The 14454-nt window shown below is 52.0% G+C and carries 11 protein-coding genes; 9 read left to right on the top strand and 2 right to left on the bottom strand.

Annotated features, from left to right (window positions below; all coding sequences use genetic code 11):
• The coding region (locus HUU10_14810) for a hypothetical protein (GenBank protein NUQ82873.1) at window positions 1–405 on the bottom strand (405 nt) is incomplete at its 3' end.
• A 238-nt stretch (window positions 406–643) separates the two neighbouring features.
• Between HUU10_14810 and HUU10_14805 the strand changes: the two genes are divergently transcribed.
• From HUU10_14805 to HUU10_14765, 9 genes are all read left to right on the top strand, one after another.
• Window positions 644–2176 carry an aldehyde dehydrogenase family protein gene (locus tag HUU10_14805; protein NUQ82872.1) on the top strand — a complete coding sequence of 511 codons (1533 nt, stop codon included), beginning with the start codon at window positions 644–646 and terminating at the stop codon, window positions 2174–2176.
• A 115-nt stretch (window positions 2177–2291) separates the two neighbouring features.
• Window positions 2292–3584: a cyclic nucleotide-binding domain-containing protein gene (locus HUU10_14800; GenBank protein NUQ82871.1), complete on the top strand. Its 1293-nt coding sequence runs from the start codon at window positions 2292–2294 to the stop codon at window positions 3582–3584.
• A 170-nt stretch (window positions 3585–3754) separates the two neighbouring features.
• The gene (gene nhaB / locus HUU10_14795; protein ID NUQ82870.1) at window positions 3755–5224 is read left to right on the top strand and encodes a sodium/proton antiporter NhaB; all 1470 of its coding nucleotides are present in this window, start codon (window positions 3755–3757) and stop codon (window positions 5222–5224) included.
• Between the two features lie 232 nt (window positions 5225–5456).
• Window positions 5457–6737, top strand: coding sequence for a citrate transporter (locus tag HUU10_14790; GenBank protein ID NUQ82869.1), 1281 nt, complete (start codon window positions 5457–5459; stop codon window positions 6735–6737).
• Window positions 6734–7267, top strand: coding sequence for a hypothetical protein (locus HUU10_14785; GenBank protein NUQ82868.1), 534 nt, complete (start codon window positions 6734–6736; stop codon window positions 7265–7267). The genes HUU10_14790 and HUU10_14785 overlap by 4 nt, the downstream gene beginning before the upstream one ends.
• Window positions 7254–7724, top strand: a complete 471-nt coding sequence (locus HUU10_14780; GenBank protein NUQ82867.1) for an NUDIX hydrolase — start codon at window positions 7254–7256, stop codon at window positions 7722–7724. Before HUU10_14785 ends, HUU10_14780 begins: the two co-directional genes overlap by 14 nt.
• A gap of 3 nt (window positions 7725–7727) precedes the next feature.
• Window positions 7728–8900, top strand: coding sequence for an NAD-binding protein (locus tag HUU10_14775; GenBank protein NUQ82866.1), 1173 nt, complete (start codon window positions 7728–7730; stop codon window positions 8898–8900).
• Between the two features lies 1 nt (window position 8901).
• On the top strand, window positions 8902–9417 hold the full coding sequence (locus HUU10_14770; protein ID NUQ82865.1) for a cyclic nucleotide-binding domain-containing protein: 516 nt from the start codon (window positions 8902–8904) through the stop codon (window positions 9415–9417).
• Between the two features lie 11 nt (window positions 9418–9428).
• Window positions 9429–10850: an aldehyde dehydrogenase family protein gene (locus HUU10_14765; protein ID NUQ82864.1), complete on the top strand. Its 1422-nt coding sequence runs from the start codon at window positions 9429–9431 to the stop codon at window positions 10848–10850.
• A 6-nt stretch (window positions 10851–10856) separates the two neighbouring features.
• Here the strand turns inward: HUU10_14765 and HUU10_14760 are convergent, their stop codons facing one another.
• Complete coding sequence (locus tag HUU10_14760) at window positions 10857–14351, bottom strand: T9SS type A sorting domain-containing protein (protein ID NUQ82863.1); 3495 nt, start codon at window positions 14349–14351, stop codon at window positions 10857–10859.
• Window positions 14352–14454 lie beyond the last annotated feature (103 nt).

Below are 14454 nucleotides of genomic sequence, written 5' to 3'. Positions count from 1 at the left end.
TTCCCATCCTGTTTTAGAGTCGATGTATTGTATCCCCTCGCTTAAATTGGTCATTCCACCAAAAAAATAACCAATATCATCGAGGACCGTGTTGTTACCGTCCATAAAATAATCAAAACGACCTTTTGACCATTTCATTGAACCAAACCCCACGCTGGTTGTAAACTCACGAGTTCTTCCTGACAACTCATACATACCATATGAAGAATAAGTTGAACTTGCTATCAACCCCAGAGTCCCAGAACCGATAAAATCCATCGCTTCTATTTCAGTTCCTATAAAACCACTGGCCCCACCCATAGCTGCTCCAAGAAAAGTATAACCAGCCAAGTCCCATCCTTTTTTGCCAGCTTCTTTCCCAATTTCGTGTCCTTGAAATGCCCCATTAGCAATCGCCACAGCCATCCAGAACCATTCCCCATTCGGATCAGTAAAACTAACCGGGTTATTGCCGCAATAGTTATAGAACGACGGCGTTTGCCCCAGGATAGTGTTTTCATGTTGCAAAAATAGTGGCTACCGACCACCTGCCCATAAAAAGGCACCCATCGGGCACGGATCCCCTCCCACACCTCCCTTTCCCTTTTCCCTGCCGCTTCTGTATCTTGCCGGCTTTCAACCAAACCATGAAAAAGGACCATCCATGCAAGCCTTCCTGACCAGTCTCGGGCTGTCGGATGCCAATCCGGGATCGTGTACCGGTATCCACTGGCAGACCGCCCCCACCAATCCGTCCTATCCGGTTCATTCACCGGTCGATGGAGCGCTTATCGGCACGGTAATCAAAGCCAGCGCTGCCGATTATGATCATGTCATGAAAACCGCCGAAGCCGCTTTCGCGGTCTGGCGGACCCTTCCCGCTCCCCGCCGAGGTGAGATCGTCCGGCAGATCGGCAACGTCTTACGCGAGCACAAGAAACCCCTCGGGCAACTGGTTTCCTATGAAATGGGAAAATCCTTGCAGGAAGGAATGGGCGAAGTTCAGGAAATGATCGATATCTGTGACTTTGCCGTGGGACTCTCGCGTCAGTTATATGGACTCACCATCGCGTCGGAACGGCCGAACCACCGGATGATGGAAACCTGGCAGCCACTCGGTATCGTCGGGGTCATCACTTCCTTTAACTTTCCCGTGGCTGTCTGGGCCTGGAACACCATGATTGCGGCTGTTTGCGGCGATGTGACCATCTGGAAACCTTCGCACAAAACGCCCCTGTCGGCCATTGCCACCATGAAACTTATCCGTCCGGTCTTAGAGGCCAATCAGGTTCCTGAAGGTGTTTTCGGACTGCTGATCGGTGATACCCGTGACATTTCCCAGCGGCTGACCGAAGACCACCGGGTTCCGCTGATTTCGGCTACCGGCTCCACCCGCATGGGGAAACTGGTTGGAAAAGCCTGCGCAGACCGGTTTGCGCGCACCATTCTGGAACTCGGCGGAAACAATGCTATCATCGTTTCTCCCGAAGCCGATCTGAAACTGGCACTTCCCGCCATCGTGTTTGGCGCGGTCGGAACGGCCGGCCAGCGTTGCACCACCACCCGCCGCCTGATTGTTCACGACTCGATTTACGACAAAGTGAAGCAAATCCTGCTGAATGCCTACCAGACCCTGAAAATCGGGAATCCGCTCGATGAGAAGAACCATGTGGGTCCGCTTATCGATAAGGACGCAGTCAACACCATGCAGCATGCCCTCGTCTCGCTGAAGGCACAGGGCGGTACCGTCCTTTATGGAGGTGAGGTGCTCTCGGGTCCGGGTTACGAAACCGGCACCTATGTGCGCCCGGCCATCTGCGAAGCCAGAAACGACATGGCCATCGTACAGGAAGAAACCTTTGCACCCATCCTGTATCTGATCCGTTACTCGACCATTGAAGAAGCCATCCGTTACCAGAACGGCGTTCAGCAGGGACTTTCCTCTGCCATTTTCACCAATTCCATGCGTGAAATGGAGTTGTTCCTGTCTCCGGCCGGCTCCGATTGCGGAATCGCCAATGTGAACATCGGCACCTCGGGCGCCGAGATCGGTGGCGCTTTCGGCGGGGAAAAGGAAACCGGCGGCGGCCGGGAATCGGGCAGCGACTCCTGGAAAGTTTACATGCGCCGCCAGACCGTCACCATCAACTATGGAACCACCATTCCGCTGGCACAGGGAATCCGTTTCGACCTGTAAGAGATGATTTGAATGAAAACCGGCCAGTCTCACTGGCTGGTTTTCTAATCCTTCTCTAATCTTTTTACAACAAAAGAATGCCGAGATTGCTGAATCACTTTCAGGAGGTCTCGGTATGACTGGCGATCTCTCCTTTGACGCCTTCCTGTTCGGCATTATCAGTGCCATCTCCCTGCCGCTCGGCGCCATGACCATTCTCATCTGGAAACCTTCCGATCGCTGGATTTCCGGTATGATGGCTTTTGGCGGCGGTGCTCTGCTGGCTGCGCTGACCCTCGATCTGGTGGGTGCTGCGCTCAACAGAGGGCACTTTTATCCGTTGGCAGGCGGTTGCATTCTCGGAGGCCTGTTCTATGTGGGTCTGAATGCCCTCGTTAACTCCAAAGGTGGATTTCTGCGTAAAGCGGCCACCACACTGAAGTTTGTCCGGAAACAGAAACTGGACAATTACCGCAAACTGGCTTCACGGCTGTCGACCATCCCGATTTTTCATTCCCTTCCGCCTGATCAGGTGGATTCTCTGTTACCTCATATTGTTGAACGTCAGTTTCCATCGGGGACCACGATTCTCCGGCAGGGCGAACCCGGCGACAGCATGTACATCATCCTGAGCGGATCGGTTGACATCATCAACGTCAAGGAAAACCAGAAGAAACTGGCCACACTGGGGCAGCATGATGTATTGGGTGAAATGGCCCTGCTGACTGGTGCACCACGGACGGCCACTGCCATTGCCACCACCGATGTACAGGTCTGGATGATTCTGAAAGAGCATTTTGACCAGATGATCAGCCGGTCCGATTCACTGCAGCAAGCCTTCGAGCAAATGGTTTCCACACGCCTGAACGACCTGAAAGAGCGGCGGCAGATCAGTGAAGCAGCGGCCACAGAATGGGCCGGATCCATGATAAAAAAGGTCAGATCCCACACCCTTCATCTGACCGATCAGGATGTGCACAATGCAGCGAAAGAACATGGCGGCGCCCCGCTTGCCATCTGGCTGGGAATCCTTTTGGATGGAATACCCGAATCACTGGTCATCGGCTCAAGCATCCTGCATACTTCCATCAGTTTTTCACTGCTTGCCGGATTGTTTCTTTCAAACTATCCTGAAGCCCTGTCCAGTTCGGCCGGCATGAAACACCACGGCTACCACTTTAACCGGATATTCTGGATGTGGATGTCCCTTTGCATCATCACCGGTTTTGGTGCCTATTTCGGAAACATATTCTTTGTGGAAGCTCCGCATTCCCTGTTTGCCCTGATTGAAGGAATTGCGGCCGGGGCCATGCTGACCATGATCGCCGAAACCATGTTACCCGAAGCATTCGAAAAAGGCGGTCCGATCACCGGCCTGTCGACCCTGTTCGGATTTCTGGCTGCCATTTTCTTTAAAACACTCGAATAAACCATTCCGTGCAGGCTGCCGGAAGGAGTCTGCATGGGACCTTCCCGTTAACTGTCTTTAATGAACCGGATTACCCGATCCGGTTTCCCGATTTTTTCTTGCTTGGAGTGACTCCTGTTAGTATCATTCCACCTGCTCTTTCAAGATTTTTTCTAAATTAGGAGGTATGAATGGCTGATCTGTTCCTGAATAACTTCATGGGGCACTCTCCCCGTTGGTATAAACTGACCATCCTTGGCTTTCTGGTGATCAATCCGTTTCTGTTGTTGCTGATTGGTCCGTTCGCCACCGGCTGGGTGATTCTGCTCCAGTTCATCTTTACCCTGGCCATGGCACTGAAATGCTATCCCCTTCTGCCAGGAGGACTCATTGCTCTGGAAACTGCCTTTATCGGCATGGTATCCCCCGAGGTGATCTATGCAGAAACAAAGACCAACTTCCCGGTGATCCTGCTGCTGATGTTCATGGTGGCCGGTATCTACTTTATGAAGGACTTTCTGGCGTGGCTGTTCACCAAAATCCTGTTCTCAACCCGAAGTAAAATTCTGCTCTCGGTGATGTTTTGTTTTGCGGGAGCCTTTCTGTCTGCCTGGCTCGATGCCCTGACGGTAATCGCCGTGATTATTGCGGTTTCGGTGGCTTTCTATCAAATCTATAACAATGCCTCCTACCATGAACGGGTTCCGGGCAACATGGATGACACCGCCCGTGAAAGCATCGGGAAGGAAGATCTGGAAAACTACAAGGGATTTCTGAGGAATCTGCTCATGCACGCTGCGGTGGGAACGGCCCTTGGCGGGGTTTCCACGCTGGTTGGTGAGCCTCAGAATCTGCTCATCGGATCGATTATGGGCTGGAGTTTCCAGGACTTTTTCCTCAAAATGGCCCATGTTTCCATGCCGGTTCTGGCGGCCGGACTGCTCACCTGCGTTCTGGTTGAGGCGTTGAAAATTTCCGGATTCGGGTATCAGTTGCCCGAGCGGGTTCGTGAAGTGATTAAAAAATTTGCGGATGAACAGGATGCCAAACGAACCTCTGCAGAAAAACTGAACCTGTGGCTGATGGGGGCCGGAGCCGTCTGGCTGGTGGTGGCACTCGGACTTCACATTGCAGAAGTGGGACTGATTGGTCTGTCGGTCATCATTTTCCTCACCACCATGACAGGAAAAAGCGAAGAACATCAGATCGGAAAGGCTTTTGAGGAAGCACTTCCTTTTACAGCTCTTCTGGTGGTTTTCTTTGCCGTGGTTGGGATGATCCATCAGCAGCATCTGTTCGATCCAATCAGCAATTGGGCCCTCAGCTTTTCGGGTGAGGCTCAGATGGATGCGTTTTTCATTGCTTCAGCCATTCTTTCCGCCATCAGTGACAACGTCTTTGTTGCCACCATTTACATTTCGGAAGCTCAGACCGCTTTTACCAGCGGAATCATAGACCGGGCCCAGTTCGACAACCTGGCCATCGCCATCAATGTGGGAACCAACATTCCTTCAGTGGCCACTCCGAACGGTCAGGCCGCCTTTTTGTTTCTGCTGACCTCGGCCATTGCCGGCCGTATTCATCTTTCTTATCTGGAAATGATTAAACTGGCTTTGCCCTATACCATCGTTCTTTCTGTGGTTGCCTACCTCTTTATCTGATTCATATACCAGAATCCTGACACGGGTCAGGATTCCGGTACCTTAAACCACAAATACCTTGCTATCATCCCGACGCAAGTCGGGATCCCGTTCTATTCATTTCCGGACCCCTGTGAAAATCAGACATAAATCTGCTATATTGGGGCTTCACTTTTCCTGAAGGGGCTTTGGTATGAGTAAGAACATCATGGCCATCATTGGTCTGTTCGCCATTTTTGTCATTTTCCTTGCAGTGGTCCTCACCGGTGTTTCCGAGGCCGGCCCGATTGTACTTGGAATCCGCGCTGAATTTCTGCTTTTTGCCCTCACCCTGATCGGGGTTGCCCTGTTCCATCACCACGTCTTTTATGTGGCCCTCATCGGGTTGGTTTCCATTCTCTCTCTCAAACTAATGTTTATCCCGGGTTTCGACCCTCTTCATCACCTGCTCGGAGATGCACCGATCCTCGATCAGCTTCTGGACAAACACAACCGCTCTGGCGAATGGCCAATTCTGTTAAATCTGCTTGGCCTGTTGCTCGGATTTGCCATTCTGGCCAAACATTTCGAGGAATCGAAGGTTCCTGCCATTCTTCCAAAAATACTTCCCGATGACTGGAAGGGTGGATTTGTTCTTTTAGTCTTCGTATTCATCATGTCCTCTTTCCTCGATAACATTGCAGCCGCCATGATTGGTGGTACAATGGCACTGGTTGTTTTCAAAAACAGGGTGGATATCGGATTTCTGGCAGCCATTGTTGCCGCCAGTAATGCCGGAGGGTCCGGATCTGTGGTTGGTGACACCACCACCACCATGATGTGGATCGATGGCGTTGCTGCCTCCGACGTACTTCACGCATACATTGCGGCTGTTCCTGCTCTTCTCTTCCTTGCCTGGTTCGCAGCAAAAAAGCAGCACACCTATCAGCCCATTGTAAAAGATGCCAACATATCTGAAAAAGTCGACATCAGGAAACTGATCGTGGTATTTGCCATCCTGATTGGTGCCATTCTGACCAACATTTACATGGACCTTCCGGCGGCCGGGGTCTGGATTGCCATCCTGTTGGGTGCACTGATCACCCACACCGATTGGGTGGAACTGAAGCATGCCTTTACCGGTTCACTCTTTCTGCTGATGCTGGTCATGTGTGCCTCGATGATGCCGGTAGATGAACTTCCACCTGCTTCGTGGTTTACCGCCTTTGCGCTCGGATTCATTTCTTCTGTTTTTGATAATATTCCTCTCACCAAGCTGGCATTGGATCAGGGTGGATATGACTGGGGAATGCTTGCTTATGCAGTTGGATATGGCGGATCGATGATCTGGTTTGGTTCCTCTGCCGGTGTGGCCATTTCGAACAAATTTCCGCAAGCCAAATCGGTCGCCGCCTGGATCAAACATGGTTGGTTTGTTGCTGCCGCATACGTCATTGGTTTCTTTATTCTCCTCTTCACTTATGGATGGCAACCCCATGCACCCCACAAGGATTATGGTGACAAACCGGCCGCAGAATCGGTTGAACATCATTGACTGAAACCGAGGTAACCACCCGGACTACCCGGATCGGTAACTGGATCATCACCCTCTCACCGGGCGATGTGCTGACTGTACCCACCGATCTGCTGATTTGCCCCTGCCGGCCGGGAGACCGCCACAACAGCGGTCTTCCCCGGCAGATCATGGCAAACGGCGGAAAGGATCTTGAGCGTGAAATCAACCGGAAAAAGGAGGATATCACGCCGTTCATCACAGGCAGTTACCGGTTGGCCATGCGCCGTATTGCTTCCATTTACCACTGGCAGCTCACCGATACCCGCCCTGAAACGGTGGCCATGGCGTTAAAAACCCTGCTGAATGCAGCCATCAGCGAAAAGGTTCAGGTTCTCTCGCTTCATTCATTGCAGGCTGCTTCCTATAAAATTCCTTACCGGCGACTCAGTTTTCAGCTGTTTACCGCCTTTCAGGACACGAAGGCACCAGAACCCATCAGGGTGCAGGTGACCGACTCGAACCCCTCTTTCCTTAATCAATTGGCCGAGGTGCTGAATGCAAAACCCTAAGCAAACCTTTACCTACGATTTTCCACGTCCGATGGTCACAGTTGATGTGGCCTTGTTTACCCACAAGGATTCACAGTGGCATGTGCTTCTCATCGAACGGAAAAATGAGCCTTTTAAATACCACTGGGCCCTGCCCGGCGGATTTATTGACATGGAAGAAACCCTGGAACAATCGGCCCTGCGTGAGCTGAAGGAAGAAACCGGAATTCATGATGTGGGGATCGAGCCTTTCTGGACGTATGGCGATCCCGGCAGAGATCCCCGCGGACGGGTGATCACAGTTTTATTCATCGGCCGCATCGATTGGGAACATGCAGAGGCCGAGACCCGGGCAGGTGATGATGCTGCCAATGCCCGGTGGTACCCGGTCAGCAAATTGCCGGTTCTGGCCTTTGATCACCAGGAAATCATTGACCATCTGCTCAGCGAATTTCCCTACACCGAAGACCATCTGTAAACCATGAACGGAATCCGCCAGTTTCTGGCTGGTATTCAACGAATTATCAAGTCCCTTCTGCAGGACCTGCCCGATGAGATTTATAAGGCCTCGATCGGGATCATGGTTCTCATTGTTGCAGGCGGAATCACTGTTCACCTGTTTGAGCTGACCAGCAATCCGGCTTTTATCAACTACACCGATTCCATCTGGTGGGCGATTGTGACCGTCACCACGACGGGTTATGGTGATATTACTCCCCAGACAGGGTGGGGTCGTTTGGTGGCCGGAGCCATGATGCTGGCAGGTATCGTGGTTATTTCCCTGCTGACAGCTTCCATTTCCTCAATTCTGGTCTCTAGAAAAATCCAAACACAACGGGGACTTATGACCATCAAGGCAAAAAACCACATTATCGTCTGCGGATATTACCAAACCCTTCCCCGGGTGATCCGTTCAATCGCTACGAACAGTCCGGGAACGCCGGTTGTGCTGCTGAATGACTATGAACAGGATGGCATCGATGTCATTCTTTCCGAATTTTCGAAAGCAGGTGTGCAGTTTGTCAGGGGCAATCAATTCTCTGAAGTCTTTCTGGAAAAGGCCCAGATAAAAACAGCACACGCTGTTCTGATTTTGCCCGATAAAAGTCACCACAAATCGGGGTCGCGGCTCGATGAAATGACCCTGATGACTGTCATGTCGGCCCGGCAGATGAATCCGGATGTTAAAATTTTTGCGCACGTATCGGACCCCGACCTGATTCAGCATCTGAAGCGGGCCGGCGTGGACGGATTTCTGCTCAGCGATGAATTCAGCGGTGAGATGATGGCATCCTTTATCCTCCAGCCGGGGACCACGCAAACGGTGAAGGCCATGCTTTCGCTCGATAAAAACAATCACCTGAAGACCCATGAGATTCCACGAACCCTGGTCGGTAAGACCTATGGGGATCTTCTGACACACTTTAAGGCCGAACACAATCTGCTTGTCATCGGATTTATGTCACAGGAAGCCGATCTGAATCTGGAATCCCTGCTCAGCAATGACATGTCGGCACTGGATCAGTTCATTCAGAAAAAATTCAGGGAGGCCGGATTTACAGAAGACAAGGCTGATCAGATACGTCTGAATCTGAATCCGACCCTGTCCTACGTCATAGAAGCCAATGACCTGGCTCTGGTCATCGGAGGTTGATATGCAGGCACGTTTAACCGTTGAAGATTTGCGGCAGATTCCCATGTTTCATGGACTGGATGACAGTAAACTGGAGAAACTGCTGGCCATTATTTCCTACGAAACCTATGAACCCGGCGTTAAACTGATTCTGGACGGAGAGTATGGCGATTGTGTCTATCTGCTGTTAAAAGGGGAAGTCGAAATCACCAAGATGATGACCATGTTACCCGCACAGGGATTTCAGGCTCCTGAAAAATCCCTGATCCGTCTGAATGGTTCCTTTAAACCCTTTATTGGTGAGCTGAGTCTGTTTGATGAGCAGGCCAAGCGGACAGCCACGGTTTCAACGCTGACCCATGTGCTGGTGGGAGTGATCAAGCGACACGATTTTCTGGTGCTGGCCGATCAGGATTCAGAAATCGGCTACCACGTGATGCTCAATATTGCCAGAACCATGGCCACCCGGTTACAGAAAGCGAATACAGACATTCTGAAACTGACGACCGCTTTCTCTCTGGCCATTACCCGGCGATAGCCCCTTTTACCATGAGCCTTCCCCCTTACTCCCCCGACCAGATGGCTGTTCATCTGGAAGCCATGAAGACCTTTCACCGTGAAAAGGTCCGGCATTCCTCTGAACGATCCAGAAAGAAAAAACTGGCTTCCATCAAACGGTGGCTCATCGATCATCAGGATGATCTGACCGAAGCAATTCAGGGCGATATTGGAATTCCCCGGACCGAAGGACTGCTGTTAAACATTCTTTCGACTGTTCAGGCCATCAATCATACCCGAAGACATCTGGCATCGTGGATGAAACCACAGCGGGTTGCCACTCCGCTGGTACAGCTTGGTGCTTCCGGGTGGGTGGTTCAGGAACCACGGGGCGTCTCTCTGATTATCAGCCCGTGGAATTTCCCGGTTTTACTGATGATTGAACCGCTGGTATCGGCCATTGCTGCCGGGAATTGCTGTATACTAAAACCTTCTGAACTTGCTCCCCGGACGTCGGAATTGCTGACCACCATGGCCGGCCATCTGTTCGATCCGCGCGAAGTGATGGTTGTTCAGGGGGGAGCCGACGTGTCTCGCCAACTGGTTTCCCTTCCCGTCGATCACATTTTCTTTACGGGTGGCACCTTGGTCGGGTCTTCCATCATGGAAACCGCAGCCCGCCGGCTGACACCGGTTACCCTCGAATTGGGAGGAATGAATCCGGCCCTGGTGGATCGGTCGGCCAATCTGAAGGAAACGGCCCAGAGGCTTGCCTGGGGTAAGTGGGTAAATAACGGGCAGGCCTGTGTCTCCATCAATACGGTTTATGCAGAAGAAGCAGTGATTCCTGACCTGATCGCGGAACTGACCCGTACCCTGAATACCTTTTACCCGGGGTCACCAGCCACAAATCCCGATTACGGACGTGTGGTCACCGCAAATCATACCGCCCGTATCCTGTCACTCATTCAGGAATCGGTCGCACGTGGCGCCCATCTGGTAACGGGCGGAAACGGCTCTGAACACGACCGGTTTATTGAACCCACAATTTTAACCGATGTCCCCCTTGATGCACCGGTGATCCGGCAGGAAATTTTCGGCCCGGTTCTGGCCATTGTTCCGGTTAAATCCTGGAAGCAGATTTATGATCACCTGTATCACCTACCGGTGCCTTTGAGTCTGTACCTGTTCAGCCGGGAAGCCGCCATGATCAGACAACACATGAGTCATACCCGGTCGGGCACTGTCGGGTTAAATGAGACCGTTATTCATTTTTCGCACAACGGTCTCCCCTTTGGCGGTATCAATGAATCCGGATTCGGAAAAGCCCACGGAAAATGGGGATTCCTGGCGTTTTCGAACGAACGGGCCGTATTCAGGCAACGCAGTGGTCTGACCACCATCAGGTTGTTCTACCCGCCTTACCGACCCTGGCAGGAATGGCTGCTGAAAAAAATCATACGCTGGCTGTAACCCAGTTCAGCGGATAAGCGTCAGCTTGAAAGTCTGGGGCCGGGTATCTCCTGTCAACCGGATCAGATACGTTCCGCTCGCCAATCCGGTTCCATCCACCCTGACCGGATGAATGCCCGCGGCCATGGTTTGTCCCAGCAGGGTCCGGACCAGCCGGCCATTCAGATCAAATACCTCCAGACGGCAATAACCGGGTTTGGTTACAAATAACCGGATGGTGGCTTCGGGATTAAACGGATTCGGGTACGGCGCCTGCATACTGATTCCGGCAGGAAGCTCTTCTGTTTCCACGCTGGTTTCCCCCGATTGAATGGCCAGATCATCCATAATCCAACCCCAGCCGGTGTTGACCGCATCGGTGGTGACTCTCCACCGCAGAACCACAGTATCTCCTGCTGAAAATGGACCGGACAGATCGGCCGTAACCGCCCGGTACTGGTAACTGTAAGGAGCCGTGTTTCCGTTCGGCTGCCAGGTACTTTCCCAGGATGGATCATTGGCCGCACTGACCGGATTGGTGACAGGAAGCCACGTTTCACCGTCGGTGGTTCCTTCCAGAATCACGTAATCACCGGTGGCAGTATTGCCTGGTCCGGTTTTGTAGGGTTCCAGGATGGCAATTTCCTTCCACGTGATTTCTGTCCCCGACTCTTTAACCACAATCGGTGTCTTGAGGGTGGCCAGGTAGGTTTTGTTATTGGCATAGGGATGTCTGCTGCCGAAAGCCCTGGAACTGAATCCGGCAGGCATGGCAACCGAAAAGTCATTCGTGCCGTTGGTCTGAGATATGGTAAATTCAAACGACTGACTGGTGGTATTAAACAGGTTACTGTACATAGAAACCGGCTTTTTAAAAGAGGATGCCGGAACCTGAACGGATGAAGCCGGGTAAGCCCAGCCACCAGCGAAACCAGTGGCATTCAGCTGAACGGACTCATGAGTAAATCCGCGCAGGGAAATGGTGACCGTACCGGTATCGGGAGACTGAACAGAGACCAGGTGTTTATCACCCGAAAAGACCACCACCGAATCGAAAACCGACCTTGTTTGAAGATCGAATGAGATCTGGGTCAGAAAATTGCGCATGAAATTTTTCAGAACCGGTTCAACCACACGGACAGGCAGCGGAACCGTGGTCAGTTCAGGAATGGTGCAGGTCCAGATGCCGCGACCATGGGTGGCGATCACCACCTGATCATCCACCACTTTCATATCCCAGACCGCCACTGCCGGAAGGTTTCCATTCAGCAGAGACCAGGAATTTCCGGAATCAGCCGATCTGAAAATACCGATTTCGGTACCAGCCCAGATTTCCTGGGGCTGATGTGGCAGCACAATCAGGCTGTAAACGGCCACATCGGGGAATCCCCGGGTCGATTTTCCGTTCACAAATCCAGACAGATCTTCCCACGATTGGCCCAGATTTCTTGTGCGCAGGATTTTGGGGTACCCTTGTACCGAAAACAGGGCAAAAGCTGTTGAATCCTCGAGGGGATGAGTGGACAGTCCCGACAGGTTTCCGATTCCGTTGGAGAACAAGGACGTCGGAATAAAGGATTGGCCGCGGTTGGTGGAAACGTGAACCCGGCTTCCCGTTGAACCCGAGGTCATTCCGACACCAGCCCAGACCACCCACGGATTCTTCTCCGATATCTCCACCTTTCCGGTTCTGGTGCTGGAATTCCAATTCCGGGAGATGGGCACCTGAGTCCAGGTATCTCCGAAATTTTCTGTGCGGAAGACACCACCCGCCGTGGTGGTCAGCAGCAGATCAGGATCGGCGTTTGACTCAGCAATCCACGTGACAAAAGGGCCCTGTTCGGTGATTCCATCCATATACGTCCAGTTTTCGCCACCATCCACCGACCGGTACAGATTGGAGTAATACAGACTTGCCATGAGCAGATCGGGATTCTGGTGATGCCAGACCGACCCAAATCCATCTCCGCCAATCACATTAACCCATTCATTGGTGAGTTGTGTGCTCATCGGACTCAGCCAGGTACCATTGTCCTGCGTCCCTCCGATGAATTTGTCCTGTCCCGGCGCTTTATCTACGCCATAAAACTGAGTGGTCCGGTAACCATTCAGAGTTTTGAACCAGGTGGTTCCTGCATCGGTTGAGTATTCCACCCCGCCATCGTTCACATTGATCAGGGTAAACGACTGTGCTGCGGGATTGGTTACATGAGCGATCAACCCATGGTGATCGGCATGAACAAACGGGAACCCTGCACCCGGATACCAGTTGGTCAACTGACGAATGGTTGAAACCGGATAGCTGATGAGAACTTCGTATATATCAAGTCCGCCTAAATAGAGCCGGTTCAGATTAAACGGATCGAACAGTATGGTATTGTCGTACCAACCCTGCCCCGAAAGCCAGCCAGCATCCTGATCCAATTGCATTTTTACCCAGGACGTTGCCCGGTCAATGCTCATGTACAGTTCACTCAGACCGTTGTTATCCACCGATAAGGCAATCCGGCTGGTATCGAGGGAAGTGACCGCCATTTCAATCCGCCCATAGTTGGAAAAAGTTGAATTCGGAAGGCTCCAGGTTTTACCACCATCATTGGACCGGATGATTCCCACCGACCGTACCGAAGCATAAAGCGTGTTAAAATTGAGCGGATTGGCAATGATTTGCTGCACGCGGTTATTCAGGTTCGAATAGGTTTTTGTAAAAGACAACCCTCCATCGAGACTCAGGAACACGCCGGTATTGGTTGCCACAACCAGATGGGCGGCATTTTCTGGGTTCACAATGAGCCGGTTCACAAAATTGAAGTCGGGAATGCCCGCCGTCGCTGCCAGTTGAAACCAGGTCTGTCCGCCATCAGTCGATTTAAAGACCCCATCACCGATGATCCGGTCCAGATTGAAAAACCCTTCTCCGGTTCCGGCATACATGATGGTTGGATTCGAGACACCTTGTGCCATCGTGGAAATGGATAAGGTTGGGAAATAGTCGGTCATGCTCACCCAGGATTCACCCTGATCGGTTGTTTTCCAGATACCACCTCCAACGCTGCCTGCAAACCAGGTTTTCCCGGTCGGGTCGTTCCGGTCTACAAGAAGTGAGCGGGTACGGCCACTTACATTCCAGGGCCCCCGTTCGGTCCACTGATAGGAACCGGACTGACGGTTTACCATGGCCTGCCGTGCCTTGCCCAGTTCGGTGAGTCGGTAATTGCTGGCATACGTTGGTTCAGTTGCTCCATCGGCAGTCCGGATCTCATGCTGATAGAGGACATAACCATCGGGCTTATCAGGTTTTGCCCAGCCGGTTTTTCGCCGTTCCAGGCGGGTCAACTGACGCATTTCGGCCAGTTCAGCCACCGACAGGGTTTGTTTGGCTCTGAGTTGATCCAGCCGTTGCTGATTTTTGCTTTCAGACTGTCCATCAGGAAACACCCACCAAAGCGAAAGCAACACCACCGGAATCAGTGACAAAATCAGCAACCGACGATTCCCGTTCAGGGAAAAACCATTTTTCATAAAAATCCACCTGTTTCTCTTTGCGGGGGACTTCTTTAAAAGTGTCCGTTACCTTCCACCGCAGCAAGCCATTGCAAATAAGTTACTCTGCAAAGGTGAGCGT

The sequence above is a fragment of the Bacteroidota bacterium genome (assembly GCA_013360915.1).
Taxonomy (GTDB): domain Bacteria; phylum Bacteroidota; class JABWAT01; order JABWAT01; family JABWAT01; genus JABWAT01.
This window is presented reverse-complemented; position numbering and strand designations above follow the sequence as displayed.